The organism is Oligoflexia bacterium (genome assembly GCA_035326705.1).
In the GTDB taxonomy this organism is placed as follows: domain Bacteria; phylum Bdellovibrionota_G; class JALEGL01; order JALEGL01; family JALEGL01; genus JALEGL01.
Genome location: DAOLES010000005.1, coordinates 1 through 25952 on the forward strand (window position 1 = coordinate 1; position 25952 = coordinate 25952).

The window sequence follows — 25952 nt, forward strand, 5'->3', positions numbered from 1 at the left end:
ATGATGACCCGCTTCCTACTTTTTTACAACCATACTACTTAAACCTGGCAAACGCTTACCTTCTAAGAAACTTAAAGTTGCGCCGCCACCGGTTGAAATATGTGCCATTTTTTGGGCATAACCAGACTTAACCACGGCCGCCGCAGAATCACCCCCGCCAATGATACAATTGGCATCTAAATTGGCCAGCTCTTTGGCTAAGCCTATACTGCCAGCATCAAAGGGCTCTTGTTCAAACCAGCCCATAGGACCGTTCCAGAACACTGTTTGACAATCTTGCAACTGCCCAGAAAAATAGTCTAAGGTTTTAGGTCCAATATCCAAAGCCATGACATCATCATCAATTCTGTCATTTTTAGTCACATAAGCTTGATCAATGGCATCCATACTGCTTGCAACCTGATAATCCTTTGGAAAACAAACTCTTACCTTACGATCTCTGGCCATTTGTAATAATTTTTTAGCATAGTCCACTTTATCCGCTTCAAATCTGGATAAACCCACGCTTTTTCCTTCTGCTTTGAGAAAAGTAAACACCATGGCTCCTCCCAAAAATAAATAATCCACTTTTTTAAGCAAGCTTTCTAAAACTTTAATTTTATCAGAAACCTTAGCTCCACCCATGATCAATGCAAAAGGTTTGGGCGCATCTTTTAGCAATGGTTCTAAAGCCTTAATTTCTTGTTCAATTAATTTACCAATACATTTCTGACTATCTTTAAACAAACGTGGCAAAGCATCTACACTGGCATCCGCTCGATGACAAACACCAAAGGCATCGTTGACAAAAACATCATGGTTGGCTTTTAAACCCTGAGCAAAAATAGTATCGTTATCATTCTCTTGGGTATGAAAACGCAAGTTTTCCAGCATCAATAATTGTTGCTGATCTCGCGTATGCAAAATCTTTTTAACAGCATCGCCCACGCAATCATCTGCCAAAATCACTTCGCGATCAAGCACATCACATAAATAAGATGCTACCGGCAGCAACGAATACGCTTTAGTAAACTTACCTTTAGGCCGTCCCAAATGTGAAATAAGGGTTACATACGCCCCTTGTTCCAAAAGATAATTCAAGGTAGGCAAGCTGGCCTGGATTCGCGTATCATCTGTAATGTTACCCTTTTCATCCAAAGGAACATTGTAATCCATACGGCACAAGACTCGTTTTCCAGCCAAATCAATATCTTCTAAGCATGTAATGTGATCTTGATAAAGTGAAATCATGCTTTGTCCCTGAGCTGGATAGAATCTATTTTATGAAAGGGTAAAAAAATGTGTTGTGGGGGTACTTTTTGCAAATTAATCAAGGTACTGCCTACAGCATTGATTTCAATAAGCAGACCTGATTCTTTTTCTACCACAACCTTGCCTGAAATACTTTCAACCGGCACTTGCAGTTCTCTCATATTGTCAAAATAGCTTGTAGGCAATGGCGTGCACAACCATGCAATCACAGCCTTACCCACCAATGAATCTGATATTTTAGTCATGGCTTGGTGTTAACGTCACTCCAGCATAAATGCAAGCAATTTAAACTTTTAACCACTCCAGACTTGAAGTTAAACCAATTGTACTGGCTGATCTTTCTTTTTGAAGAACTGACATTCCGTTAAGTAATCAGCAATATCTTGAGAAAGTAACAAAAGCACCTCTTCATCCCAGTAAAAAAGTTTTTCTTTAGACCCAGCTTCTTGCAATAAGCTATTAATTAACTCTACAATGCGTGTAAATGCAAACTCCCAAGAATTTTTTGCCTCATCTGCAGTCCACATAATATATTCTTTATCCGCAATATAAATCCGATACCCATGTTTTTCAGGCTCATAAACTTGTCTTAACTTTTTCAATTTTACACCATTAATTTTTAAATGCGGCTGAATTGATTTTAATAAGTCAAAAGCTCCACCTTCAGCTATATGTTCATACTCAGCAAAAAATTCTCTTTCTACAACATCAAATAACTCATAATTATTGTCTTTAAAATAATCATACAACTCTTGATCAACTTGGTTATCAACATATTTAAAAAAACCCAATTCAAGTAATCGTTCAATCCGATCATCTTTTATATCTATGGCTTTATGAGAATCAGCATTTTCCTTAAGTACTTTATCCAGTTGTTTTAAATCGGTATCAAAAATTTGAAACTGCTCTGGTTTTAGTTCCGAACGTAAAAATTTTCTTTTTTTAATGCTCTCTTTCAGTTTCTTTCCTTCCCAGCTAACACTTAAAATCATATCGTTAGCGCCAGAAACTATTTTTAAATTTTCAGAAACATCTTCTTTATAAACCATGCATCTAAAATCAATCAATGCTAAAATTTGGCCTGATTTACTTTGTAGAAAAAAACACTCCACATCTTCATGGCGGTCTGAAATAATCCGAAAGGCTTCAACATCCAGTTTTATTTCTTTCACTTTTTCAACCTTCAAAAAAGGTTCCCACTGATGGCGACTCCAATTTATCCCTCTTTTATATTCTTGAATTGCCTTGATGATATCTGAAGCAGGTAACATCAAGGCAAAACCGATCAAGACGACTTGTATCAATAGATTATTAAAAAAACCTTGCGCAAGCTCATCTCCAGAATTCAACATCAATTGTCTTATTAAGAAATATATTCCTACATATATAACAATAAAAATAATTTGTTCAATGATAGCCTTACGACATTCACTGTAATAGGATTGATGATGTTGTTCCTTCTCATTTATAAGAGTTGTTCTTTCTTCATGACTAAGCTCTCTTAACGTTTCTTTGATCATCTGATTGATACAACCACAGTTTTTTCTTGCTTTCAAAGTAAATTATCAATCACAAATTAATTATATGATATGTTAGTGATAGCGAGTCACGTAGCACACATACCCTAACAAGCCATATACAATGTAAATAGTGCCCTGCACCTATGCACAATCTTATTTTTATTATTTTTAAATACTTGTCATCAAATTTTTAACTACATCATAGTCATTTAATAAGGTGTTAATCCACAAAAAGAGAAAATTGTTTTTTGTGAAAAATTAAGGGGTTGAGGGTTTTAGTCCAATCAGCTTGGTGTTTATAAAAAATAATGCATCCTAAATTTTTTATAGCCCTATAATAAACATAAAACTAACTTCACAATAAGACCAGAACCACAAAACTCATATGATGACTTTAGTTTTAATTGTGTCTAATGCTGATGTGAGTGCCCTGGATGACCGTGATCCGCATCTGCTGCTACTTGCGCTTGCGCTGATTTTAAAACTTGGACTTGGTATGCATTGCCCTCTTGTTCAATTTGCACAGGTGCCGTAACTTTACACCAACTGGGTTTCCTCTGACCTCGCAGTTGTTGATAAACGGCAAAACTGATGTGTGCCCCTTCATACTCATGATCCTCTACCTGATCGTGATCATGGTCATCATGATTGTGACTATGGTCTTCATGATCATCTTGCTCATCATGTGCCTGACCATTGCCAGAGTGAAATGCAATCCTCACCAGAGCAACATGTAAATTTTTGCTTTCAAGGATTTCTTTTGCAATGTCGTGCGTGACAAAAGCTCCACCTTCTTGCTTAATCTCAAGCAATTGCCAAGTATGATTGATATGCTCACCATTGTTATCGGTTGATTCAAAAAGCAAATAATCTGAGTTTTTCATTAAATCTTGAAACTCCAAAAAAGGACTTTGTGGTTCATCGCTACCTATTTCAAAATCATTTAAGATTAACCTTAAATGTTCTCCATCCATACTTAAAGATGCCATAAAACCTGCCATTGCCAAACCACATTGATAGCTTTGCCTGTGTTGCTTGGAAATAACATCATCGCTTTGAGGGAGCTTACACGCTGCGCATAAAACCATAGCAATTAAAAAAAATACACTCTTGTACTTTATCATCATTCATCCTCCTTGTTTGCAAAGACAGGCATGTCAGGAACTTCATTTTTTTCAACAACTTGGCAATCAATATCACCTTGATGCGCCTCACATGAAAAAAACAACATCTGATTGGCGTCTGTTAATACAGCTCTTGCCCAAATTTTTTCTTGTGCTTGCCAAATAACCAATTGTCTAAGCTCTTTGTTTTCCAGTTGATCAACAAGATGATCAGTGACACTGTCATACCAAGTTTCCATTTCAACAATGCTTAAGTTTTTAAGATCTTGGCTATGATCATGGTCATGCCCATCTTGATCATAGTCATGTTGTTGATGATCCTCACTATGATTGTTTGTTTTATCTTCGTGATCGTGAACATGCAGATCTTCTGCATCTCCATCATCACTTTTGAGCTGCACAACACTTTGATCTTGACGTAAAGCTTTTACAGCGCGAACCGCTTCTAGCGAGTCTGTACTTTTCATGCCTGTGCAAGCAAACAACAACAAAAGACTCAATGCAACTATACTATTGAGACTGTTCTTAGCTCTCATCTTTAGCCTCCAGAGCTCCAAGCAAGTCTTTGTTGTCTTCTGCTAAATCGCAATGATAGTTTTGATCATTCCCATGACAAGAAAACCTTAAATTGAGTTGATCAGGAAAAAGTAAGTTAACCACAATCCTACCTTGCATATATACAGTATTAGAGCCTACAAGATGTTGTTTGATCCATGCTGCATCACGGGTTTGAAGTCTGCTTTCCAAATCTTCAACACTTAAATTCACCGACTGAACAAAAATATCAATGCCTTTGGCACTGACAATAGAGTTAAAAAAGAAAATTAGAGTTAATAATAAATATTTTATTCTATGCATTGCTTCCCCTTCTTTAAAAATCATGAGCAGGATGTGCCCCAAACAAAAATTCAATTCCCAACCATAGACTATGCGCATACATTTCTTCTAAGTGCGTAGCCTGGTCATAATTGTACTGTAATCTTACTCTGGAAAACTCACTGGGATAAAAAGCCAACATCGGAGAAACACGAATCCGGTTATCCCTAAATGGATCAAAATCTCTAAATCCTACAGAAGACTCACTGCCACTTGCATATTCAAATCGAACACCTGCGGCCCAACGCGGACGGAATCCATACAAGACTTGAGAGTAGTAACCCCAATCACTTAAGGTGCCGCCAAAATTGAGTATCGTACTATCGATCATACCCAAGTTACTTTGATTCAAACCTGGATCAACATGATAATTTCTTAATAAAAATTCGCTTTCCCAAGTCAGAAATGGCCAGCCTCTTTTAGCATTCAATGGAACCCACTTTAAAACATAGTCCACCCCATAAACTTGAGTAAATGTATTTGCTCCAGCGCTGTTGGGTCCTGTTAACAATGAAAACCCTAGTCGTGATGCTGTGGTTTCAGAAAAATCCCAGCCGTTGACCCAGCGCAAAGCAAAAACCAATTCAGTCAAACCATTAACATCTCTGTCCACCAGATCTTGACTTCCAACCGCTGACTCTTGCGCTCCAGCAAAGCTGATCATGGTTGCCCCCGTTGCATTTTGTGCAGAAAAATACACTTGCGAATACCATGATACTGGCAGTAACCACGCTAACTGTGCCCCCAAACCGCGCATTCCATCTGCACCCAGAACTCTGGAATTAATAATGGGTTGATCTTGCCAATTCCAGGCATGAACATGATAAGGGTTGCTGCGTCCAATTTGTGTTAAAAACTGACCGCCTTTTAACTCTAAACCACCAGGCATGGACAAGGTTTTAAAAAAAGCCTCTTCAAGCTCTAAAAAGCTTTCGCCCTCTTTACTCAGTCCAAATAAGATATGTGTTTCTGCGGTAAAATAATGATCAACTGCCCCGGTTAAAGAAACTTCTACAGACTGTAAATTAAAGCCACTGCGCTTGGGGTCATGACCACCGGCTTGCAAAAAGCTTAAAGATTCATCATCCAGACTTGAACCGCCAACTGATAACAAAGCATTGATTGACAGATCAATGTATTTTGTCTGCGCATTTTGCACGCTTGTTTGTCCTCTACTGTCAAAGCTGTACAACCACAACAGGACCATCATGGACTTAAATAAAATATGTTTCATGAAAAAAACCTTCACCTGACCTTTAAATCAAGGGTTTTACGTTTAAAAAGCACCCATTAAAGAGCACGGTCTTTAATTGAATGTCTTCAAAATAATCAATAAAAAGTATAGGCTTGACTTGGCCCTACTTGAAAAATAAGCAATTAAACGTTTTGCGGAGGAGATCGGTTGCCATCAATACTGTAAAACCTGCTTTGTATAGTTAACGATGTATTAAAACAGCTTAATGTAAAAAATTCTGGCTCCGATAAAAAACTGACTGTTTGTTGAAAAGGTTTTTTAGACGTTAGCAAAAAAGTACATAAACCACACTCATCACCGTGATCATGCTCTACTGCATTGATCGAAGATGCATGACTTTGTATTTCATCATGGCAGGTATGGACATGCTCATGCCGATGAAAAAATGGCAGCATGAAAGCTGTGACCAAAAGGCAATGTATAAACCTTTTCAACATGACGCAACACATAACATACAATTTAAGTTTATTCAAGTCACTCTCTTTGGGCATTAGCCTTGTTGAGAAAAATAGCTTTGACTAAAATCAATAGTAAGGGAACGCAGGTAAACACACCCACGATAAATGCCCCTGAGGGTAAGTTCCAATAATATGAACCAAACATGCCAAAAACGCTCAGTATTGCCCCTATTCCCCAACCAAACCATAAACGTTTGGCGACATCTTTAAAGAACACTGCGCTAAGCAAAGCCGGGACAATTAAAAAAGAAAAAACAATGAGTATCCCTGCCACTTGCACCGAGCTGGTGATCACCACCGCAAACAGTGCATAAAAGAGAAAATCCATGCTCCAAAGGGATGCTATACCCAAGCTATTAGCCAACAGTGGTTTACGAAAAATATAATACAGCCCAGATACCCCAGAATATATGATAAAAACTTTGAGAACATCCGCCCATGTCGTCCACAATAATTGACCAATCATGCTGTGTTTAAGATGTTCTGAACCATGCGGCATTTGATCGGCCAAAACAATTAAGCTAGCAGAACAAAAAGCAAACAAAACACCTATGACCGCTTCCTGTGATAGTGTTTGCCTAAAACGATTGGATAAGGTTAAAAATGCCGCTGCCCCCAATGTAAAGCCAAGTGAAAATAAATATTTAACAAGTGATGACGGTTCATGAAAAAAGAAAAAAGGCACCGTAGCCCCTAATGCTGCAACTTGCGCCAAAGCCAAGTCCACAAATATCACACCACGTGCAAGAACGTGAATACCCAAATAACAATGGATACCCACCAAAATCAAACACATCAGCAAGGGTGCTGCTAAAAAATTAAGGGCTTCCATCACATTGCTTGTAAACAATTTGAAGCTGCACCGACCACATCATTCATCCAACTAAAATAACTGCTTTGTTTTTTCAACCCCCCAACCTCAGGTGCAACATTAACCACCCGCATTTTGGTTTTTTGCGCAATGGTATTGGCTGGCGTTTGATCAAAAATACTTTCCATTAAAATACAGGATATCTTTTTTTGTTTTATTTGAGCAATTAAGTCCTGAATATGCTTTGCAGTAGGTGGAATACCTGGTTTTGGTTCAATTGAAGCAGCATGCTCAAGACCAAAACGCTGCAAAAAATAGTTCAGCGTTGTATGGTAGGTAATCACAGACTTATTTTGTAAGAGTGATAATTGCGCCAACCATTGTTTCATATTTGATTGAATTTTATTTTCAAATTGTAAAACATTTTTTTGATAGTATTGACTGCTTTGCGGATTGAGCAGACTGAGTTTTTTTTCAATGGCTTTTGCCACATTAATAACACGAAGAGGATCAAGAAGAATATGCGGGTTACCTTCAGGGTGAACATCCCCCATGGCGCGAGTGATATTTCCTTGAGGAATCTCAATGGGCGTAACTGATTGACCCGCCACCAAACGGCCTTTTTTGCCCTGCATTAAGTCTAGGTTGCGTGCGCTGGTCACAATTTTATCCAACCATGCATCTTCCAAACCCAAGCCTATGGAAATAAGAAGGTCTGCTTTTCTTAGTTTTGCAATGTACGATGGCTTTGCTTGAATGTAATGCGCATCTTGTGAACCTTTAACCAGTGCTGTCACTTGATCCTTTGTTGTTATTTCTTTTACAATCGCTTCTAAGGTACTGGTTGTCGTAACAATTTCCAATACTTTTGCTTGCGCTGTATTAAAACAAAGAGCGCAGAGCAAACACAGTGCAACCCCAATCAACACTTTGTTTATATTTAAATTTTTTAACATTCTTAGTGACCTATCATTTTATTTCAAAAAAGTTGAGTATTCATACTGCAATACAATGCAAAACTATTCCGCTTCAATTTCCAAATCTCTACATGTCACACTATTGTTTTCATTAAAACAAAGTATCTGAGCATTATATATATCCGGATCTTGAGCATTAATTTTAAAGCGTATTTTCACTTGCCAGGCTTGATCATTATTTTTTTGGATGACAATATTATTTGGATTGGTAATATAGTTTTGTCCTACATCTGGATGCTCAGCCAAAGTTTTTTGCGCCATTTCCATAACCTGCCTTTTGATCACTTCATCATTGGCTTGACTTTTACCTTGAGCCAGTTTTTGTTCTAAAATCATAATCTTATTGTTTAGTTTTTGTAAAAGTTTCAAAATTTCTATTTCCGTAAGAGAAGCATCACTTTCTTCATGGCCGTGTTCATGACTGTGCTCTTCGCTTTCTTCAACACCCTCTTCATGATCAACTTCATGCTGTGAATCTTCAATTTGTTCATTCAATTGAGCTATTTTTGATTCTAGACGCCTAAGTTCTTGAGCATAGCTTTCTTCTTCAAAAACTGCTTCTAAACTCTTCTGATTGGAAGAGCAATGAACCAGCGTTAAACTAACGCCCACTATAAAAAAATTTTTTAATGCTAACATTGCTCTTCCCTCATTCAATTTATGGTCTGGATGGGTAGAGAACAAGCTTTAATCTATCACTCCTATTAATGAAGGGCAAAAGCTTTGTTAATTGGCTCACTTCAGTATAAGGAGGGGTTGTACACACGGCGGCCTCACAATGAGCGATCAACCCTTGTCCAGAAGTCTGCATTTCAACATGACAACAATCACAATACTGACTTGAATACCCAAAGCCATCGACGTAAAACACATAATAATGTTTAACTATTGCACTACCATTTAGAATATAAACCATTGCTGGTCGGTGTTCATTGTTCATTGACGTCGATCTTTCACCAAGACCGTATATCATCCATTTTTGTAATTCATCATAATTTGTGGCATCAAATTCACTAGAGTACTTTTCATAAACCACTTGTTTTATCGCTTCAATATTTTCTGAATTTGGGCTTTGGGCAAAACCAATACTTTGTATTGCCAATACTATCAATAAACATACTGTTATTTTTTTCATAAATTTCTCCTACACTATTTTTTATAATGTTATGCGGCTTCATAGCTTATTGATCTAGCAAAAATATTTACATTGTTATTTCATCATCTCTTTTCAACAACTAACTTTTTTGCTTTCAAAGCTGTAAGAAGCTTCAAACTACTTTATTTGATTAAGAATATTTCTAGTTCACCATTATTCAATGATGAATAAAAAATTAAGATTTTTATCCTATAAGATCAATAGGAGGAGAATTTTTAGGTGCCTGTAAAAAACACACACGGTTACGGAAACTGTTTTCATGTGTGTTGATAAATACTGATGTTTTTTCTAAAAAGTTAATCCCTAAGAATTGTGCTGATGGTATTCGATTATAATGATTTGATAAAAATACACACAAAAGACAATCTGAATGACCAACAAAGGAGTCATCTTCAGATAACTTTTCAATAGAAACGTCACTTGCTTGAAAAAATTGGGATTCAACTGCATGATGATGATCACAATTGCCATCCTGAAGACTTTCATGATCATGGCTATGAAAAGAAGCCGATAGGAGCGTGATTAAAAAAAGTACACAGACAAACAGTGAAACTTTTTTTTTGTATTGAATTCCCCAATGATGCATCGAGAAAATGGTTTAGCATAGACAGACTTTAAATGTCAATGGAACCTTGCCTAATAAAATGATCAAATTTTTTAAGGCAATACTTTTGCGTTATAAACGATTTAATAAAAATAAACTTAACTCAACCAACATAATGGTTCCCAGACTCATGAGCAAAGTCATGCTTAAAGGATGAGTAAACGGTTGAAAGTTAAAGGCAGGTGTTCGTACGGTCTTGACTTTGGCTTGCGCAATTTTGGCTTTGCGCAAATAATGCGAATCTTCCTCAATAGAATGCATGGACAAGGTATAATGCATGTCTGGAAACAGTTGATTAAAGTAATTCACCACATTCTCTCTACTGCTGTTGGGGAAATTTTCTTCATAAATTTTGGCAATGGCTTGCTTCATTTCATAAGCATTGGCAAATCTTTTGCTTCTATCTAAACTTAAACCTTTACGTATAACATACTCTAGTTCTGCCGGAACATTGCTTCTAAATTGCTTTAAGGGCGGAATATCGCATTTTCTGACCGCTTGCAGGGTCTCAATTTCACTGTTACGCAAAAATAAAGCGTGGTTGGTCAACAGTTCATAAAATATAATATTGATACTGAATTGATCTGAACGGTGATCCAGTGGTTTTCCCAAAGACTGCTCTGGGGACATGTAGCTAAACTTGCCTCTAATAATACCCGGCTGGGTCAAAAGGTTTTTATCCCTAACTTGGGCTATACCAAAGTCTGTAATTTTAAACACCCCACCCAGATTTACTAATATGTTGGGCGGGCTCATATCTCTATGAATGATATTCAAAGGTCGTTTGTAACGATCCTCTTTAGAATGGGCATAAAAAAGACCATCACAAATATCCATCATCATGATCAAAGCCACGTCAATGGGCATCATTTTATTTAAACGCTTTTGCTCATTGGTTACAGCTGATAGAGCCTTGCCATCCATCCATTCCATGGAAAAATAATAGGCCCCATCAACCAAACCAAAATCCATCAGTTGAACAATATTGGGGTGATCCAATTGAATAACAATCCGGACCTCATCCAAAAACATCTGCACAAATTTTTCTTGGCTGGCTAAACTTGGGTGAATTTTTTTAATGGCCACGGGCTGACCGGAAACATCTGTGGCTTTATAAATCTCTGCCATACCACCAATGGCAACTTTTCGATCAACATCATAGGCCCCAAATTTTTTACCCATGCTTATAAGTTTACGGATTTATTTAGTTTTATACAAGTGATTTCTCAAAAGATACGCTTCTAACTGCTGAGAAATCACTTTAAAATAAGATAATATTTATTTAAAAATCAATTGTCAGCTTTTGCTGGCATCTGAATCACATAACGATGCATGATACGCTCAAGGGGGCCTCCGTTATAAAAAGAAATACTCCCTGAAAGCTGCTGGTGCTCAAACTCACATATAATAATATCACCTGTATTTTTGTAATGGATTGAACAGCCGGACATTTCATCACTGGGATCATTGTTGTCGGTTTCAACATTGACTGCCGCATATCTGTTTAGAAGAAGGTTCAATGGAGTTTGTACATCATTTTTTTCATAGGTCTGTCTCAAAATTGGTGTTATGGCTTTATGATACCAAATTCTTTGTTTCATACCACCATTGTGCGAAAGATTTTCATGTTTAGAAAATAATGCAATTTTGCTGACTTGATTTTCATTATCAATCAAAGCTTGTAAATGACTTACAATTTCCGCAATAGATAGCTTAATATCTTTGCCTGTTCTCCACGGCATTCCTAAATTCCATAAGACATCTTCAGACGCTTGGTATTTTTCTTTAATATCAACACCAGGATACAGTTGAGGATTGGTAAATCTTACATAATAGTAATCAACCATTTGCACCGGTTTACCGCGCTCCAAAGCATGATTAGAAAACTGACACAAATAACCAATATTTTCTTCATCATATCTACAAGGTTGTTCTCTATGGTCTCGAGCATAATTGTATCTAGCCAAAAAGTCTTCACCACTACATTCTGATAAAGAACTCACCTTTGCATTGGTCACCACAAGCTCATTTTTTGAATTAATAAAAACTTCTGCATTAGCATGGTTAATTGTATAATTACTGGGGTTTTGTACTAAGGTTCTAATACTAGCATCAACAATACTGTTGCCTGAGCTAGATGGATAAATAATTCTATTTTTAGCTAAATCACCATAAATCAGATGAAAGCCTTTAAAAATATCTGTTTCTGAACGTTCAGACATGGTCTGGTTTTGTTGAGAAAATACTGTGTTTAGAATAAAAATAGTCACTAAGAGTATGTATTGAATAATTTTTTTCATGGCATAACGCAATACATCATAAAAAAGGGCGCGTCAAATAAAAAAAATTTATACCCACATTAAAGATTTAAGAGAACGATGCTTATTAAGCGTTAGTAGCGTAATAAGCTTTGTATGTTAACTATTCACTTTCAATGACTGTTTCGTCAAGCTCTTTTTTGGTCTTAATCCGACCACTGGCAATTTCACGCAAGGAGGTGACGATATCTTTGTTTTTAGTGATGATTAAGCGGTTTGAACCTCTGGCCAACTGACGGGCTCTCTCTGATGCCAAATGCACCAATGCAAAACGATTTTGTAATTTTTCTAAACAATCTTCAATTGAAATTCTAGCCATAGCTGGTCTTTCTATACTTTTTTATGCATTTGTCAATAGCCTTATTGTTTTTTACCCGTTATGAATATAGGACAAACCCTTAATAATTATATGAAATTTTGAACCCGTTCTTTTTGCCGGTGCATTGAAAATGCTTTTTGATCATCCAAAGCTTGTTTTAGGTCTTTAATACATTGTTCAACATCATCATTAATGATTACCTGATCGTACCAGAGCATCTGTCTTATCTCATGCTTAGCCAAATCTATTCTTTGCGCTATGTCTTTTGCGTCACCCCCACGGCCAGAAATTCTTTTTTTGAGCTCATCCATGGATGGCGGTAACATCAAAATAAACTGGGCTTTTGGATAAAGTTTTTTAATGTTTTTTGCTCCTTGCCACTCTATCACCAATAAAGCATGTTTTCCTTGGGCAACAATAGCTGTTATACCTTGCTTTGAAGTACCATAGTAATTGTCATAGACTTTTGCCCATTCAACAAAGGCATCTTGGGCTATCATCTGTTCAAACTCGTCTTTGCTAACAAAATGATAATCTACACCATTTTTTTCACCGGGTCGTTTTTCTCTGGTGGTATGCGTAATCACTCTAGAAAAGCGTTCATTTTGAGCCAATAAGTGATTGACTACTGTGGTTTTGCCTGCACCAGATGCCGCAGAAATAACAGATATTTTTTCCTTATTACTCAAGATTTTGTGCCTGCTCTCTTAATTTTTCCATATCTGTTTTTAACAAAATCACTTGATTGCTTATTTTAACTTCTGATGATTTAGAGCCAATGGTATTGATTTCGCGATTAATTTCCTGCATCAAAAAATCCATCTCACGTCCTACCACACCAGAAGAACTCAACAAAACTTTTAAGTGCTTAAGATGAATACCAAGCCTATCCAATTCTTCTGTTATATCTGTTTTATCTTTCAGTGCTATCAAATCATTTTCAAATTTCTTATTGTCTTGCACATAGTCTTTAGGCAGCTGGCTTATTTTTGTTTTTATTTTTTGACTTAAACCTTTTTGAAAACGTTTAAATTCCTGCTCAATTTTTTTTACATGCTTAATTACAGCGTTTTGCAATTGAAGCATGACTTTTTCAATGCCCTTACCTTCTCTTTTGCGCGACTCTTTAAGACTATCCAGACCTTTCTGCATCACTTTTAAATAATTTTTTTCCGCTTGATGAATATCTTTTTTTAATGGCTGTTTGTTAATAAAAATACTCCGATCAATATGAACCAAAGCCTCAATGTTTAAAGGCTCTTTTAAACCCATTTTTTTTCTTATGGCATCTAAGCTTTTCCAATGACTGATAATGCTTTTTTCTTCAAAACTAATTTTTTTTTGCTTTGCAATATTGTTTCTTTGCAAGACCACACTAAACTTACCCCGTGAAAAATTCATTTGGATCATTTTTTCTAGCTTATGTTCCAATTCAACCATATCTTTAGGGCATGTACACTTGATATCACGGTAACGGCTATTCACTGACCTTACTTCACAGGAGTATTCATAACCATTCACTTTAATATTGGCTTTGCCAAATCCTGTCATACTATTGGGCATCATTCATCCTTGTTTATTTTGTATTATCACTTGCGCACAAGCATAATCCTGACTGTGACTTAATGAAAGCATTACAGTTCTGGATTTAAAAAAGTCTAGCAGTGCTTTGCTGCAGGTTTCTTTTTGCCATATTGCTATATGTGGCTTATCACCGTCTTTTTGAACTTGAATATCTGTAATTTTAAATTTTTCTTCATTGGCGCAAGCTTTGACAAAGGCTTCTTTAGCACAAAACCGCGCTGTAAAATGCAATTCAGGGTGTTTTTTTGCCATACAATAATCAATCTCTGCACTTGAAAACAAACGCTGAAAAAAACGTGCATTGGCTTGATCCAAATGCATTTTAAAGCGATCAACACGCTCTATATCTATGCCTATTCCAACAATACTCAAGTCAAAGTTTATATCATATTCAATATTAATGTGAAATTTGCCCTCACTCTCTTTTACAATTATGTCAAAATACATTATGACTGAGCACATGAAAGATACACAGGTCATCTTGGGTGAGCATGTTACTATTGGTTCACACTGTACCATCATCAATGCAAATATTGGTAAACATACCCGTATTGGTCACAAAGTTTTTATTGGGAAAAATGTCCGTATTGGTGAACATGCAATCATTGAAGATGCCTGCAATATTGCTGACGACTGTGTTATTGATAATAATGCCTTGGTACCCTTTGCCTCTCAATTAAAGCCAGGCACTCACTTTAAAAAGTAGCTTTTTAAAAACGTTTCTTTACCTACCCATACCGGGTAGTTTTGGATTTTGTAAAAAATTTGTCTTAGCTTAATCTTGTTTTAAATTATGATAGCTTCTAAAAATCTGGTAACCGTCTTCACCCATGTAGTTTTTTAAACTTTTCTCTTCTGTCTGTTTTAAATCTACCAATATCAGCGCATCCAAGGCATTGTTAAATTCTGGGTCTACATTAAAATCAATAAACTTTGCTCCCAACTTAATGTAGTGTTTTATCAACACTGGTATCCCTGCAAACTCTTTTTCTTGATAATCAATGTAATTGGAAATATCCGTTAAACTATTAAAAAACTTAAGCATATCTTGAGAGGAATAATCATATAAAATTTCATCATTGAATGGAACTTTAACCTGGACATGTTTTTTTAAACTTTCCTCTCCATAATGCCTTAAAAGATACTGTTTAATAACTGTCTTGCTTAAAGGAGAAAATTCACCGCTGATGCTCACCGGACCAAAAAGTTTGGTGTATTTTGGATATCTGGCTACAAACTGTCCAATTCCCTTCCACAACAACAATAAAGGCGTAAAACTTTTTTGATACTCTAAGCTAACAAAAGATCGTCCCATTTCAATAGCCGGCTCAATCTCATTGATAAATCGTTGATCAAAACCAAATAAAGTTTGTGAATAAAAGTTTTGTTTTTTCTGTTTAACTTCATCACTAAGTGCAATCCTGTATGCCCCCACAATTTTTTTTGCATCATCATCCCAAACAAAAAGATGCTTATAATATGGGTCAAAGCTATCGGTATCAATGGCTTTACCCGTTCCTTCTCCAACTTTTCTAAAAGATCTTTCTCTTTGTTTGGCAATTTCATGCATGATTTTGGGTATTTGTTCATACTCTGCGACATAAACTGAAAAGTTTTTTGACTTTAATAACAAGGCTGACTCAGGTAAACGATCTATATCTGACTGTAAAACTGAAGTGTCATAGGACTGTTCTATTTCTTCATGCTCTTCTTTATACAACTCTATTTTTTTACCTTGCTTGGCTATGCTGTAGGTTAAAAATCTAAAGTAATCCGATAACTCTTCCCTACTTAAATGTTTGGGCAGTCTATTAAACTGAACCAAATTGCCATAGGTCATATGGATTGTTTGCTTTTGTTTATTGACCAACTCTCTGCCTAAGAGCAAGGTTCTTATTTTTGGGTGCAAAACACCCAAGGCTTGAAACCACTTGCTGTTTTGCCCATGAAAAAAAACAGGTAAAACTGAACATTGTGCTTTTTCAACAAATGCCGCACAACTTTTGCTCCAAACTGGATCAACCACACAGTTTTTATTGAGCTGGTAGCTAGAAACCTCGCCTGCAGGAAACATAGCCAAAACATTACCTTGTTTTAACCATTGAATCGCCTGCTTGGTTGCCTGAACATTTAACTTTTTTGACTCAATATCCTCATAGGGTTCAACAAATAGAAAATTCTCTCTTAATGGTTTAAAAACTTTTAAAATTGGATTGACCAATACTTTGATTGCCGCATTTTGCTCTAAAAATTGCCGGGTTAAAATCATGCCCTCAACGCCACCAAAAGGGTGGTTTGCAACAATTAAAACCTTGTTTAAACGATCATATGTCGTTTTTGTACTTTTATGTTCTCTGACCGAGATTTGCCAATCAGATAAAACTTTTTCTAATAATTCTTTAGCACTTAATGCATGCTCATATTTCAAATAAGCAGCCTCAATTTGATCATAGGCCAAAATTTTTTTTACCAACTGTGCCAACATAATATAAAAGTCATTTACCATAGACATGCCAACATCCAAACCTCTGTGACAAAAAATAATCAAAATCAAAACTTGACATTTACTGGCTTGGTCCTAACTTCCAGATGTAAGCTTACTCGTATAAACCCTATAAAAAGGAGGCTTTAGCATGAGCATACAAAAATACAACAGAGATTTTTTTAACCTACCTTCACATATTGATGGCTTTTTTGATAACTTTTTTTCACCCTCAACATTCAGAGGTTTGGAAAAAAACTTTTCAGATTTTTTGAGCCCCACAAGCTCGATTTCTGAACAGGATAAATCTTATACCATTCATATGGATTTGCCTGGTGTAAAAAAAGATGACATCAATATTGAAATGAAAGACGGTACTTTGTTGATTAGTGGTGAACGCAAAGAAGAAACCAAAGGCAACACCGTGATGAATGAAGTACGCTATGGCAAGTTTCAACGCAGCTTTAAGCTACCGCATCTTAGTGATAACAGTAAAGTCAGTGCTGAGTTTAGAGATGGTCAACTTAATATTGTTGTTGAAAAGGCAGAAAAAGAGCAAAGTAAAATCATTCCTGTTAACTGAATTTAAATATAAAAAAGGGGCTATGGCAGCCCCTTTTTATTAAAATAGCTTTTGATTTTATTGATAAGTTATTTTTGATCTTTTTTCCATTCGCATAAGCTAACAAATTTTTTCATGATATTTTCCATACGTTCTTCAATCTGCTTTTTACCTTCTTCACTTTGAATAAAATAATCAGACGCATAAACAAAATTTGGAACAATTAAACATCTAAAGTCCAACATCATGCTGTTCATAAAAGACATGGCTGACATATAACTGCGCTCACCCCCAGCATAAAAAGCCATAGCCAATACTTTTTCTTTCCAGGCTTGCCCTGTTAATTCAATAAAGTTTTTCAAAGCAGCATTGACGTCGTAGTTGTAAATAGGTGCCGCAATAAACACGCCATGCACTTTTTTAAGAAGTTTCTGATAGCTTGCCAAATTAGGCGCTGTAAAACATTGACCACCATCACACATGGGTAAGCTTACTTTTCTTAAATCTACAATTTCATAACTATGTTGACCTTTATCATTAAAAGAATCCATAATCTCTGCCGCAATATCGGCAAACCTAGCACTTTTACTGTTTGGGTTTAAGCTGGATTTGATAATTAAAATATGAGCCATGATTAAGCAAGCTTACTCTGACGCAATTTCTTTACGCTGATGTCTAACAATCTCACCTTTGACCATATAAATAATATCTTCACAGATACTGGTGGCTAAATCTGCAATACCTTCTAAACGTCTGGTAATGGTAAATACATCCAATGCTACAGAAATATGATTGGCATCATTTTTCATGATATCTTTAAGTTTAGATAAAATATTGGCCTGCAATTCATCCACTTGATCATCTAACTTAATCACAGCTTTAGCCAACACATCATCTCTTTGAAAAAATGCTTTTAAAGTCTGCTCAATCATATTCACTGTTTTTTCTGACATTTGACTGAGTTCATCTGGAATAGCAATAGGAGAACGTTTGGCATAATGCAAACAACGTTTAGAAATACTGGTTGCACTATCTCCCATACCCTCTAAGGCATTGTTAATTTTCATAACGGCTGTAATAAACCGCAAATCTTCTGCCACAGGTTGGTGTAGAGCTAAAAGTTTTAAACACTCTTCTTCAATGGCCACTTCTTTAGCATCAATTTTTTTGTCTTGAGCAATCACTTCATCAGCTAGTTCAGTATTGCTTTCATTGAATGCAACAATTGCTTTTTCAACACTGTCTTTGACCAAAGATCCTATAAATAAAAGATCTTTTTTAATATTATCCAATTCTCTATGTAAATGTCTTTGCATAGCCTCTACCCAAACTTTCCTGTCACATAATCTTCTGTTTGCTTTTTATCTGGTCGTGTAAAGATTTTTTTGGTTTCTCCATACTCAACCAAATCACCCTGATACATAAATGCCGTTTTATCGGACACCCTGGCTGCCTGTTGCATGCTGTGGGTTACAATAACAATTGTATAATCTTGTTTTAACTCAATCAATAAATCTTCTACCCTGCTGGTAGAAATGGGATCCAAAGCTGAACAAGGCTCGTCCATTAAAATGATTTCTGGTTCCATGGCCAAAGCTCTGGCAATACACAAACGTTGTTGTTGACCACCAGAAAGAGATAAACCATTTTGATCAAGTTTATCTTTAACTTCATCCCATAAGGCTGCCCGCTTTAACGCTCTTTCAACACATTCATCCAAATTGCCTTTGTAACCATTGACGGATGGTCCCCAAGCAACATTTTTGTAAATTGATTTTGGAAATGGATTGGGCTTTTGAAATACCATGCCAATCTTTCTCCTTAAATCAACCACATCCACAGCCTTAGAAAAAATAGACTCATTTTGAAAATGGACATCGCCTTCGCAACGAACAGATGAAATAAAATCATTCATCCTATTCAGTGATCTGAGTAAAGTACTTTTACCACAGCCACTGGGCCCAATAATAGCTGTTACACTGTGTTCATCTATATCCAAATCAATATGATTGACCGCCTTAAAATCTCCATAATAAATAGAAAGGTCTTTAATTTTAATAATATGTTGTTTTTTTTTCTCTTCCATCATCTTCTACTTACGTTTTTCAAATTTATGTCTTATCCATATCGCCAGCGCATTCATGGTTAATAAAAATACCAATAACACAATGATTCCAGCTGCGGCAAGATAATGAAACTCTATTTGTGGACGCGAAGCCCAATTAAACACTTGAATGGGTAACACCGCAAACGGATCATGAATACTCTTAGGAACAAAGGCAACGTAAGTCAATGCTCCAATCATAATCAATGGAGCCGTTTCCCCCACCGCTCTGGATAGGCCTAAAATAGTTCCCGTCATCATCCCTGGAATACTGGCGGGTAAAACATGATCCCGTACCATTTGCCAGCGTGTAGACCCTAAAGCCAAAGCAGCATAACGGATAGAATTAGGAACTGCTTTTAGGGCCTCTGATGAGGCTATAATAATGGTGGGCAAAATAAGCAAGGACATGGTTAAGGCCCCAGAAATTACGCTTCTTTGCAAGCCAAACCAACGGACAAAAATAACCAATCCCAACATGCCATAAACAATAGACGGTACCCCAGCTAGGTTGGCAATATTGAGTCTAATGAAATCAGTTAACTTATTTTTTTTAGCAAATTCTTCTAAATAAATACTGGACGCCACCCCTACCGGTACAGAAATTAAACTGGTTAGAACAATCAACCATAAACTACCATACAAGGCTGATTTAATGCCGGCTTTCTTGGCAAAGCGTGATGGAAAATTATTAAAAAAATCGGCGTTGATGTAGGACCAGCCTTGCAGGGCTACACTCACCAATAAAACAATCAATAAGACAATACCCACAGCAACACAGGCCAAACATAAATATTGGAAGAGTTGTCCTTGTAACTGCCGAGAGGCCATACTTTTGGAAAACTGCATCGGCTGTCGTTTTTTTTTGGTCATCAGTCGTATTGCTCCCTGAATTTATGCAAAAATTTCTGAGCCATAATGTTCATAACAAAGGTCATTAAAAACAAGGTCAACCCCACTGCAAAAACAGTTTGGTACGATATACTGCCTGCAGGTGTATCTCCTAAACTCACTTGTACTATATACGCCGTCATGGTTTGAATACTCTCTAAGGGGTTAAGGGTTAACTTGGGGGTTGCTCCTGCCGCTAAAGTTACGGCCATGGTTTCACCAATTGCACGTGAAAGCGCTAAAACATATGATGCCACAACGCCTGATAACGCTGAAGGAAATACCACTTTAGCAGACACATCCAGCTTTGTACCCCCCAATGCAAAGGCGGCATTGCGTAAACTGTCTGGCACCGAGCGCATGGCATCATCCGATAAAGATGCAATCATGGGTATAATCATGATCCCAACCACAATGGCCCCACTGGCTGCATTAAAAATATTGGTGCTTGGAAAAATTTTCTGAATCACCGGGGTAATCACCGTTAAGGCAAAATAACCATAAACCACGGTTGGAATACCCGCCAAAATCTCTAAAAAAGGTTTTAGCACTGCTCTTTGTTTAGCTGTAGCATACTCGCTCAAGTAAATGGCACTGCCGGTTCCTATGGGTAAAGCCACAATAGCTGCCCCAATGGCAATCATTAAGGTACCCCCAATCAGAGGCAATATACCGTAACGTTTAGGTTCAAATAAAGGATACCATTGGGTACCTAAGAAGAATTCTTTTAAGCTAACTTTGTCAAAGAAAGGTAAACTTTCGCTAAATAAAACCCAAACAATCCCAACAGTGGTTAAAATGGAAACAAGCGCACAAGCAAACAGAAAAATTTTAACCAGATTTTCCGTCCTTTTTTTCCCCGCAGTTGGAGAAAATTTATGCTGTTTATTTAACCTGTTGTCTTGCACAATCTTACTTGCCTTGAGCTTGCACCAATTCTAAGATACTTTTTCCTGATTGCCCGGCAAAACTTGAACCTAAAACTTTGTTCTCCCAGCGTTGTAAAACAGCGGCATAAACTTCCTCTTTGAAAGCCACATAACCCACTTGCGGAACCAGTTCTTTGGCATGTTGGATATAAAATTTAACAAAAGCATCCACTGGTTGTTTAGCAAACGATGCTTCACTGATATAAATAAAAACTGGCCTTGATAGCGGTGCATAACTGGCATCTTCAATGGTTTCTACACTGGGCAATATTGGGCCGCTTCCATTATCTATGGCAACTCGGTTCAATTTATCTTCGTTTTCCATCCAATAGGCAAAACCAAAGTAACCCAAAGCATATTCATCTGAAACCACACCTTGAACCAAAACATTATCATCTTCACTGGCCGTAAAGTCAGGGCGGGTGGCGCCAGATTTACCCACAATACTGTTGGTAAAATAATCAAAGGTTCCAGAATCTACGCCTGGTCCATACAATTTGATGGCTTGTTTTGGCCAATCTTTGCGCACATCGCTCCACAACTTAATTTTGCTTTCAGGCTCCCAAATAGATTTAAGCTCGGCAACCGTTAAATCTTTTGCAAAGGTGTTTTTGTGACTGACAACCACGGCAATACCATCATAGGCTACCGGTAATTCAACAAATTTACGGTTTTTTTCCTCTGCCATTTTAATTTCAGAAGCTTTGATAGCGCGCGAAGCACCCGTAATATCAATCACGCCTTCAATAAACTTTTTCATCCCCCCACCGGTACCAGAAAGGCCCACAGTCACCCGGACTTTAGGATTTTCTTTACCAAACTCTTCTGCCATGGCTTCAGTGATAGGAAACACTGTGCTTGAGCCATCAACTTTAACACTGCCCTCCAACTGGGCGTGGGCATGCTCATGTGTCCCGGAATCTGCTGTATGCTGATTATGACTGCTTTTATCACATGCAGAAAACAGCCCCACTGCCATAACAAGCGCTAAATTAAAAACTAAACCTTTGATATTATTCAACATAAATCCTCCAAAAACTGGCCTATTCATAACGACTATCGCCCCCACTAGCAAATTTTTGTTAAGATTTTGTTAAGATCTTGGCTTTTAGGTGCATGAGGCAATAACCCAGTGCACCTAATTAATTTAACTTACTTTTCTGAATTTGTGGTTGAAGTGTATTTATTTAATTTTTGATTTGATTTTATTGACTTGATTTTCACATAAAGCCCTGACAATTCAGTCAATGCTATACTTTGCTCACTTAATGCTTGTCCATTGATAGTACCATAAATACTGTATTCATTATTTTCTTCATCAATTTCTATATACAGCTCTTCCACAGATGCTCTTGGCGTATCTTGAGGAACATGATTTAACGCACCATGCTTCATGAGAATTGCCACTAAAACTGCCGCTAATATCGGTGCTGTTGCTCCTAGACTAGGCAAACTACCCCCGCCTGTTATAAAAGCAAGAAATGCATTTCCGCCAAAATACAAGATAACAACACCCAAAATAGCTAAAACCAATCCTAGAGAAAACTCATCCCAATGATTCTTGATATAGTCCATCACCCAAGCTAAATCAGGAACTGGAATACGAGGACTTTGCGGTGTATAGACTGGGTCAAGATCACGCAAGTCTCGATAGTTTTGGTTTTGATTAGCTCCATCAAGCAAATCTTTAAAAAAATTATCTACCCCATCGGGTAACTCAATTGGGTCTCCAGGAGCGTGTGTGTCTGGCATATAACATGCTCCACCATCATAAACGACTTCATTGCCATACAATATTCCTTTATTCTTGCACTGTCTATACAGGTCAGCTTCACATAACTGTTTAGTAGCAAAAAATTGATTAGAACTTACAGCAAAAGTATAGTACCCATCGACAAGACCTCCAGATAAATCCTGAGGTAAAACAAAGTTATCATTAACCTTGACGGTACATCCCCCGACGCCTTGCCAAAACATATCTTGAGAAGCCTTGGAAAGGCCTACATATAAAAAACTAACGACCAACAAAAAATAAATATTTTTTTCATTTTAAATTTCCCCTAAAAAATTTTAATTTATATACAATAAATTATATTGTGCGTCAATTTTTAATTATTGCCAACTCCTGAAAAATCTTCCTTCATCTATCTTGTTGAGATATTAGTTTTAAGTGTCTATTCCTAACCACCTCAACCACGCTAAAAAGCTCTTGGCCATGAAATTTATCAGTCATGCCATGACCTTTATCATTCCTTTGTTGCCGGCTTTTTTGGTGCAGGTCAGTGCTTTGCCTGAAACAACCGCTTCTTTATTGTTAGCTTGTATATTTTTTGTCTCTGGCTGCACGCAAATTTTTATAGGTAATTCTTTTGATGAAGGTTACGGTAAATCTGCTCTGATTTTTTCTTTTTGTAGTGCCTTGGTTGGTATTTTACTGGTGATGTTTCTTTATCAAAATCTGTTTGCCATAGCTTTGGGTGCTATCTTAACCATTATCAGCTTGGATATTGTCAGCACCGCTATTTTAAGAAGCTTGGTTGCTTCAGCCCCTGACCATCTGCGGGGTGAAGCTTCTGCCAAACTTTACCTGACCCATAACTTAGGATTTTGTTGTGCCTCTGTTCTTGCTTTTTACTTTCTGGAAAGTCATCGTTTATTGTTATTCACGGGTGATCTAATCACAACATTGTCCATGATTGTTTTATTGCTGTTTTTATTCAACTCTCTTAAATTTGCACCCAAAAAACAACGCAAAAGTTTGTTTACTGTCATTGATAAAGCCTGGCTCAAACGCAATTGGAGCATGTTAAGCTTTCACTATTTAATGTACATCAATATTTTTATTCATGCCATCATCATTCCTATGATCTTTGCTAAAGCTGGTATCAACGCTATTAAATGGACAACCTTTCTTTTAGCCATCAATACTGGTATTGTTGTTGTACTTGCTCTACCCATCACCCGTTTGACCAAAACTTGGAACGATAAGTATACTATTTTATTAAGCTGCTTCTTGTTTGGTTTGGCTCATGCCTTGGTTCCGTATTATTTAGAACCTTGGGGCATTGCCATGACAGCGACCATTGGCGTTTTAGGAGAAATCACCTGTGTTCCCCCTTTGACCAATATTTTGTACCGTTGTTTTAAGCAAGAAAACATGGGACTGGCTTCCGGTTTAAAAGTAAGCTTGCGGGCCATTAGTATGTTTAGTATGCCTCTACTGGGTTTGTTTTTATTTAGTTTCTTTCCTATACACTATAAACCAGCATTTTCAGTTATGTGTGTTGTGCTGGCGATCATCACTTTTTTGTTGGGTGCTGTTGCTATTCATAAAGGCCAACAAAATTTAGCCAGTATTACGAATTAATAATTTTAAATTCAATTTTAAAGCGGGTTCCTTCATTGGGTTTAGAACTCACTGTCCAATGAGAACTCCACTGATCTAAATAAGCTTTAACAATTGATAAGCCAAGACCTGTACCGGATTCTTTTCTGGATTTATCAATTCTATAAAAACGTTTAAAAATATTTTTCTTTTCATGTGGCTCTATACCAGCGCCTGTATCATGAACCTTGAGCAGTAAGTTTTGTTCATCTTTCCTAATCACTACTTTGACCTCGCCAGAAGGCGTATATTTGATACTGTTATCCACTAAATTTTGTACTACCTGGTAAAATTGCTCTTCATTACCATTGATTAAAAGTTGTTCTTCTGCCTCGCTTTCACTGGACAAATAATTTTTTAGGTGCAAGGCAATACCTTTGGCTTTGGCAATGTTTTGGTAATTTTCAACAACTGCAATAATGGCTGGTACGGGATTAAATGCTTTATTGCTTTTTTTCAAATTGTGTTGCTGCCATCCGGAAGCTTTTAAAATATCTTCTGTTAAAACAATCATTCGCTCAACATTTTCACGTATCTTAGTATAACTGTTTTGTTCTTGTTCACTTTTGTTTTGTTGTAAAATATCCAAATGCCCAAGAATAACGGTGAGGGGTGTGCGCAATTCATGCGAAACATTTTCCAACATGGTGTTTCTATTTTTTTCAAGGGTTTTATCTCTAGAGACATCCTGCAAGCTGATTAAAATTTTTGATTTTCCTTTATGACCCAAGCTTCGCATCTGGACGTAAACATACTTCGCTTCACCTTTATCAAAAAATTGAATGTATTCTTCAATGGGTTTGTGTTCAATTTTTACGGTTTTTATGGCTTCTAAGATCTGGGGTCTAAACACAAGTTCTCCCACAAAGGCACCTTGCATATTATGCTGTTGTTGTTGAATACCTAAGATTTTTTTAAAAGCTGGATTGTAAAATAAAATTTTATCTTCTTCATCCAGCATCATCACCCCATCAACCATCTGTAAAAGAATTGCACTGAGTTTATCTTTCTCATCTAACAATTCATCAATAATCTTTCTTTGGGTTTTTTTAAGTTTATGAACCTTACTTTCTACATCCAATAAACTGCCTGAAAACAATTTTCTCAATGTCCCAAGATGTCGTATTCTAATATCTGAAGACCGCTTGGAATCTATGTTATCACTCAATTGTACAATGCGTTTTTCTAAAGAAAGATAAAAACCATAACTGATGGCCAAAGATATAACAAAAGCCAATAAACCAACAACACTCCAATCTTGATCGGATAAAAGCCAAGCAAAACAAAAAGTAGCCATGAGTATCAAAAAAATAATACTGCTGTATTTATACTGTTTCATTTTTTTC

At 36.8% G+C, this 25952-nt stretch carries 31 protein-coding genes; 3 read left to right on the top strand and 28 right to left on the bottom strand.

Translation table 11 applies throughout. From position 1 onward, the window contains the following. Positions 1-15: 15 nt before the first annotated feature. The 19 genes from PKC21_07860 to acpS all read right to left on the bottom strand — a co-directional run bounded on the left by PKC21_07860 (position 16) and on the right by acpS (position 14700). Entirely contained in the window at positions 16-1230 is a 1215-nt protein-coding gene (locus tag PKC21_07860; GenBank protein ID HMR25252.1) for a phosphoglycerate kinase, read from the bottom strand. After that, entirely contained in the window at positions 1227-1496 is a 270-nt protein-coding gene (locus PKC21_07865; GenBank protein HMR25253.1) for a hypothetical protein, read from the bottom strand. The genes PKC21_07860 and PKC21_07865 overlap by 4 nt, the downstream gene beginning before the upstream one ends. A 69-nt stretch (positions 1497-1565) precedes the next feature. After that, positions 1566-2771, bottom strand: a complete 1206-nt coding sequence (locus tag PKC21_07870; protein HMR25254.1) for a hypothetical protein — start codon at positions 2769-2771, stop codon at positions 1566-1568. 410 nt (positions 2772-3181) lie between these two features. Next, positions 3182-3898 (bottom strand): hypothetical protein, encoded by a 717-nt coding sequence (locus PKC21_07875; GenBank protein ID HMR25255.1) that lies wholly within the window; start codon positions 3896-3898, stop codon positions 3182-3184. Further along, positions 3895-4431, bottom strand: a complete 537-nt coding sequence (locus tag PKC21_07880; GenBank protein ID HMR25256.1) for a hypothetical protein — start codon at positions 4429-4431, stop codon at positions 3895-3897. Before PKC21_07880 ends, PKC21_07875 begins: the two co-directional genes overlap by 4 nt. Next, positions 4421-4753, bottom strand: a complete 333-nt coding sequence (locus PKC21_07885) for a hypothetical protein (GenBank protein HMR25257.1) — start codon at positions 4751-4753, stop codon at positions 4421-4423. Before PKC21_07885 ends, PKC21_07880 begins: the two co-directional genes overlap by 11 nt. A gap of 13 nt (positions 4754-4766) precedes the next feature. Then, positions 4767-6005 (bottom strand): hypothetical protein, encoded by a 1239-nt coding sequence (locus PKC21_07890; protein HMR25258.1) that lies wholly within the window; start codon positions 6003-6005, stop codon positions 4767-4769. Positions 6006-6148: 143 nt separating this feature from the next. Continuing rightward, a complete protein-coding gene (locus PKC21_07895) occupies positions 6149-6421 on the bottom strand; it encodes a hypothetical protein (protein HMR25259.1) in 273 nt (90 codons plus the stop codon). Positions 6422-6500: 79 nt separating this feature from the next. After that, on the bottom strand, positions 6501-7334 hold the full coding sequence (locus PKC21_07900; protein HMR25260.1) for a metal ABC transporter permease: 834 nt from the start codon (positions 7332-7334) through the stop codon (positions 6501-6503). Next, positions 7316-8251, bottom strand: a complete 936-nt coding sequence (locus PKC21_07905; protein HMR25261.1) for a metal ABC transporter substrate-binding protein — start codon at positions 8249-8251, stop codon at positions 7316-7318. Before PKC21_07905 ends, PKC21_07900 begins: the two co-directional genes overlap by 19 nt. Before the next feature lie 63 nt (positions 8252-8314). After that, positions 8315-8911, bottom strand: coding sequence for a hypothetical protein (locus PKC21_07910; GenBank protein ID HMR25262.1), 597 nt, complete (start codon positions 8909-8911; stop codon positions 8315-8317). Positions 8912-8930: 19 nt separating this feature from the next. Then, positions 8931-9407, bottom strand: a complete 477-nt coding sequence (locus tag PKC21_07915; GenBank protein HMR25263.1) for a hypothetical protein — start codon at positions 9405-9407, stop codon at positions 8931-8933. A gap of 205 nt (positions 9408-9612) precedes the next feature. Then, positions 9613-10014, bottom strand: a complete 402-nt coding sequence (locus PKC21_07920; protein ID HMR25264.1) for a hypothetical protein — start codon at positions 10012-10014, stop codon at positions 9613-9615. Between the two features lie 90 nt (positions 10015-10104). Beyond that, on the bottom strand, positions 10105-11214 hold the full coding sequence (locus tag PKC21_07925; GenBank protein ID HMR25265.1) for a serine/threonine-protein kinase: 1110 nt from the start codon (positions 11212-11214) through the stop codon (positions 10105-10107). Between the two features lie 107 nt (positions 11215-11321). Continuing rightward, the gene (locus PKC21_07930; protein ID HMR25266.1) at positions 11322-12332 is read right to left on the bottom strand and encodes a hypothetical protein; all 1011 of its coding nucleotides are present in this window, start codon (positions 12330-12332) and stop codon (positions 11322-11324) included. 121 nt (positions 12333-12453) lie between these two features. Then, positions 12454-12669 carry a DNA-directed RNA polymerase subunit omega gene (gene rpoZ, locus PKC21_07935; protein ID HMR25267.1) on the bottom strand — a complete coding sequence of 72 codons (216 nt, stop codon included), beginning with the start codon at positions 12667-12669 and terminating at the stop codon, positions 12454-12456. Between the two features lie 86 nt (positions 12670-12755). Beyond that, positions 12756-13358: a guanylate kinase gene (gmk, locus tag PKC21_07940; GenBank protein ID HMR25268.1), complete on the bottom strand. Its 603-nt coding sequence runs from the start codon at positions 13356-13358 to the stop codon at positions 12756-12758. Then, positions 13351-14235: a YicC family protein gene (locus tag PKC21_07945; protein HMR25269.1), complete on the bottom strand. Its 885-nt coding sequence runs from the start codon at positions 14233-14235 to the stop codon at positions 13351-13353. The genes gmk and PKC21_07945 overlap by 8 nt, the downstream gene beginning before the upstream one ends. After that, positions 14236-14700, bottom strand: coding sequence for a holo-ACP synthase (acpS, locus tag PKC21_07950; GenBank protein ID HMR25270.1), 465 nt, complete (start codon positions 14698-14700; stop codon positions 14236-14238). It abuts the gene before it with no gap. 13 nt (positions 14701-14713) lie between these two features. Here acpS and PKC21_07955 point away from each other — a divergent pair, with 13 nt between their 5' ends. Next, positions 14714-14959 carry a hypothetical protein gene (locus PKC21_07955; protein HMR25271.1) on the top strand — a complete coding sequence of 82 codons (246 nt, stop codon included), beginning with the start codon at positions 14714-14716 and terminating at the stop codon, positions 14957-14959. A 69-nt stretch (positions 14960-15028) separates the two neighbouring features. Here the strand turns inward: PKC21_07955 and PKC21_07960 are convergent, their stop codons facing one another. Next, on the bottom strand, positions 15029-16765 hold the full coding sequence (locus PKC21_07960; GenBank protein ID HMR25272.1) for a GNAT family N-acyltransferase: 1737 nt from the start codon (positions 16763-16765) through the stop codon (positions 15029-15031). Positions 16766-16886: 121 nt separating this feature from the next. Between PKC21_07960 and PKC21_07965 the strand changes: the two genes are divergently transcribed. Continuing rightward, complete coding sequence (locus PKC21_07965) at positions 16887-17318, top strand: Hsp20/alpha crystallin family protein (protein HMR25273.1); 432 nt, start codon at positions 16887-16889, stop codon at positions 17316-17318. Positions 17319-17386: 68 nt separating this feature from the next. Here the strand turns inward: PKC21_07965 and PKC21_07970 are convergent, their stop codons facing one another. From PKC21_07970 to PKC21_08000, 7 genes are all read right to left on the bottom strand, one after another. Further along, positions 17387-17929, bottom strand: coding sequence for an NAD(P)H-dependent oxidoreductase (locus PKC21_07970; GenBank protein HMR25274.1), 543 nt, complete (start codon positions 17927-17929; stop codon positions 17387-17389). 12 nt (positions 17930-17941) lie between these two features. Then, entirely contained in the window at positions 17942-18613 is a 672-nt protein-coding gene (gene phoU / locus PKC21_07975) for a phosphate signaling complex protein PhoU (GenBank protein HMR25275.1), read from the bottom strand. A gap of 5 nt (positions 18614-18618) precedes the next feature. Further along, positions 18619-19383 (bottom strand): phosphate ABC transporter ATP-binding protein PstB, encoded by a 765-nt coding sequence (gene pstB / locus PKC21_07980; protein HMR25276.1) that lies wholly within the window; start codon positions 19381-19383, stop codon positions 18619-18621. Positions 19384-19389: 6 nt separating this feature from the next. After that, positions 19390-20250 (bottom strand): phosphate ABC transporter permease PstA, encoded by an 861-nt coding sequence (gene pstA, locus PKC21_07985; protein HMR25277.1) that lies wholly within the window; start codon positions 20248-20250, stop codon positions 19390-19392. A 23-nt stretch (positions 20251-20273) separates the two neighbouring features. Further along, positions 20274-21200, bottom strand: a complete 927-nt coding sequence (gene pstC, locus PKC21_07990; GenBank protein ID HMR25278.1) for a phosphate ABC transporter permease subunit PstC — start codon at positions 21198-21200, stop codon at positions 20274-20276. Between the two features lie 4 nt (positions 21201-21204). Beyond that, positions 21205-22272 carry a PstS family phosphate ABC transporter substrate-binding protein gene (locus PKC21_07995; protein HMR25279.1) on the bottom strand — a complete coding sequence of 356 codons (1068 nt, stop codon included), beginning with the start codon at positions 22270-22272 and terminating at the stop codon, positions 21205-21207. A gap of 101 nt (positions 22273-22373) precedes the next feature. Continuing rightward, the gene (locus PKC21_08000; GenBank protein HMR25280.1) at positions 22374-23198 is read right to left on the bottom strand and encodes a hypothetical protein; all 825 of its coding nucleotides are present in this window, start codon (positions 23196-23198) and stop codon (positions 22374-22376) included. A 238-nt stretch (positions 23199-23436) separates the two neighbouring features. On the opposite strand from PKC21_08000, the gene PKC21_08005 reads away from it, so the two are divergent. Continuing rightward, positions 23437-24588 (top strand): MFS transporter, encoded by a 1152-nt coding sequence (locus PKC21_08005; protein HMR25281.1) that lies wholly within the window; start codon positions 23437-23439, stop codon positions 24586-24588. On the opposite strand, the gene PKC21_08010 is transcribed toward PKC21_08005, so the two are convergent. After that, entirely contained in the window at positions 24578-25945 is a 1368-nt protein-coding gene (locus PKC21_08010; protein HMR25282.1) for an ATP-binding protein, read from the bottom strand. The genes PKC21_08005 and PKC21_08010 overlap by 11 nt on opposite strands. Positions 25946-25952 lie beyond the last annotated feature (7 nt).

Coding starts and splice junctions, on each gene's coding strand:
- PKC21_07860 (HMR25252.1), bottom strand. CDS start 1,230: ATGATTTCACTTTATCAAGATCACATTACATGCTTAGAAGATATTGAT.
- PKC21_07865 (HMR25253.1), bottom strand. CDS start 1,496: ATGACTAAAATATCAGATTCATTGGTGGGTAAGGCTGTGATTGCATGG.
- PKC21_07870 (HMR25254.1), bottom strand. CDS start 2,771: ATGATCAAAGAAACGTTAAGAGAGCTTAGTCATGAAGAAAGAACAACT.
- PKC21_07875 (HMR25255.1), bottom strand. CDS start 3,898: ATGATGATAAAGTACAAGAGTGTATTTTTTTTAATTGCTATGGTTTTA.
- PKC21_07880 (HMR25256.1), bottom strand. CDS start 4,431: ATGAGAGCTAAGAACAGTCTCAATAGTATAGTTGCATTGAGTCTTTTG.
- PKC21_07885 (HMR25257.1), bottom strand. CDS start 4,753: ATGCATAGAATAAAATATTTATTATTAACTCTAATTTTCTTTTTTAAC.
- PKC21_07890 (HMR25258.1), bottom strand. CDS start 6,005: ATGAAACATATTTTATTTAAGTCCATGATGGTCCTGTTGTGGTTGTAC.
- PKC21_07895 (HMR25259.1), bottom strand. CDS start 6,421: ATGCTGCCATTTTTTCATCGGCATGAGCATGTCCATACCTGCCATGAT.
- PKC21_07905 (HMR25261.1), bottom strand. CDS start 8,251: ATGTTAAAAAATTTAAATATAAACAAAGTGTTGATTGGGGTTGCACTG.
- PKC21_07910 (HMR25262.1), bottom strand. CDS start 8,911: ATGTTAGCATTAAAAAATTTTTTTATAGTGGGCGTTAGTTTAACGCTG.
- PKC21_07915 (HMR25263.1), bottom strand. CDS start 9,407: ATGAAAAAAATAACAGTATGTTTATTGATAGTATTGGCAATACAAAGT.
- PKC21_07920 (HMR25264.1), bottom strand. CDS start 10,014: ATGCATCATTGGGGAATTCAATACAAAAAAAAAGTTTCACTGTTTGTC.
- PKC21_07925 (HMR25265.1), bottom strand. CDS start 11,214: ATGGGTAAAAAATTTGGGGCCTATGATGTTGATCGAAAAGTTGCCATT.
- PKC21_07930 (HMR25266.1), bottom strand. CDS start 12,332: ATGAAAAAAATTATTCAATACATACTCTTAGTGACTATTTTTATTCTA.
- rpoZ (HMR25267.1), bottom strand. CDS start 12,669: ATGGCTAGAATTTCAATTGAAGATTGTTTAGAAAAATTACAAAATCGT.
- PKC21_07945 (HMR25269.1), bottom strand. CDS start 14,235: ATGATGCCCAATAGTATGACAGGATTTGGCAAAGCCAATATTAAAGTG.
- acpS (HMR25270.1), bottom strand. CDS start 14,700: ATGTATTTTGACATAATTGTAAAAGAGAGTGAGGGCAAATTTCACATT.
- PKC21_07955 (HMR25271.1), top strand. CDS start 14,714: ATGAAAGATACACAGGTCATCTTGGGTGAGCATGTTACTATTGGTTCA.
- PKC21_07960 (HMR25272.1), bottom strand. CDS start 16,765: ATGTCTATGGTAAATGACTTTTATATTATGTTGGCACAGTTGGTAAAA.
- PKC21_07965 (HMR25273.1), top strand. CDS start 16,887: ATGAGCATACAAAAATACAACAGAGATTTTTTTAACCTACCTTCACAT.
- PKC21_07970 (HMR25274.1), bottom strand. CDS start 17,929: ATGGCTCATATTTTAATTATCAAATCCAGCTTAAACCCAAACAGTAAA.
- phoU (HMR25275.1), bottom strand. CDS start 18,613: ATGCAAAGACATTTACATAGAGAATTGGATAATATTAAAAAAGATCTT.
- pstB (HMR25276.1), bottom strand. CDS start 19,383: ATGGAAGAGAAAAAAAAACAACATATTATTAAAATTAAAGACCTTTCT.
- pstA (HMR25277.1), bottom strand. CDS start 20,250: ATGCAGTTTTCCAAAAGTATGGCCTCTCGGCAGTTACAAGGACAACTC.
- PKC21_07995 (HMR25279.1), bottom strand. CDS start 22,272: ATGAATAGGCCAGTTTTTGGAGGATTTATGTTGAATAATATCAAAGGT.
- PKC21_08000 (HMR25280.1), bottom strand. CDS start 23,198: ATGTTTTGGCAAGGCGTCGGGGGATGTACCGTCAAGGTTAATGATAAC.
- PKC21_08005 (HMR25281.1), top strand. CDS start 23,437: ATGAAATTTATCAGTCATGCCATGACCTTTATCATTCCTTTGTTGCCG.
- PKC21_08010 (HMR25282.1), bottom strand. CDS start 25,945: ATGAAACAGTATAAATACAGCAGTATTATTTTTTTGATACTCATGGCT.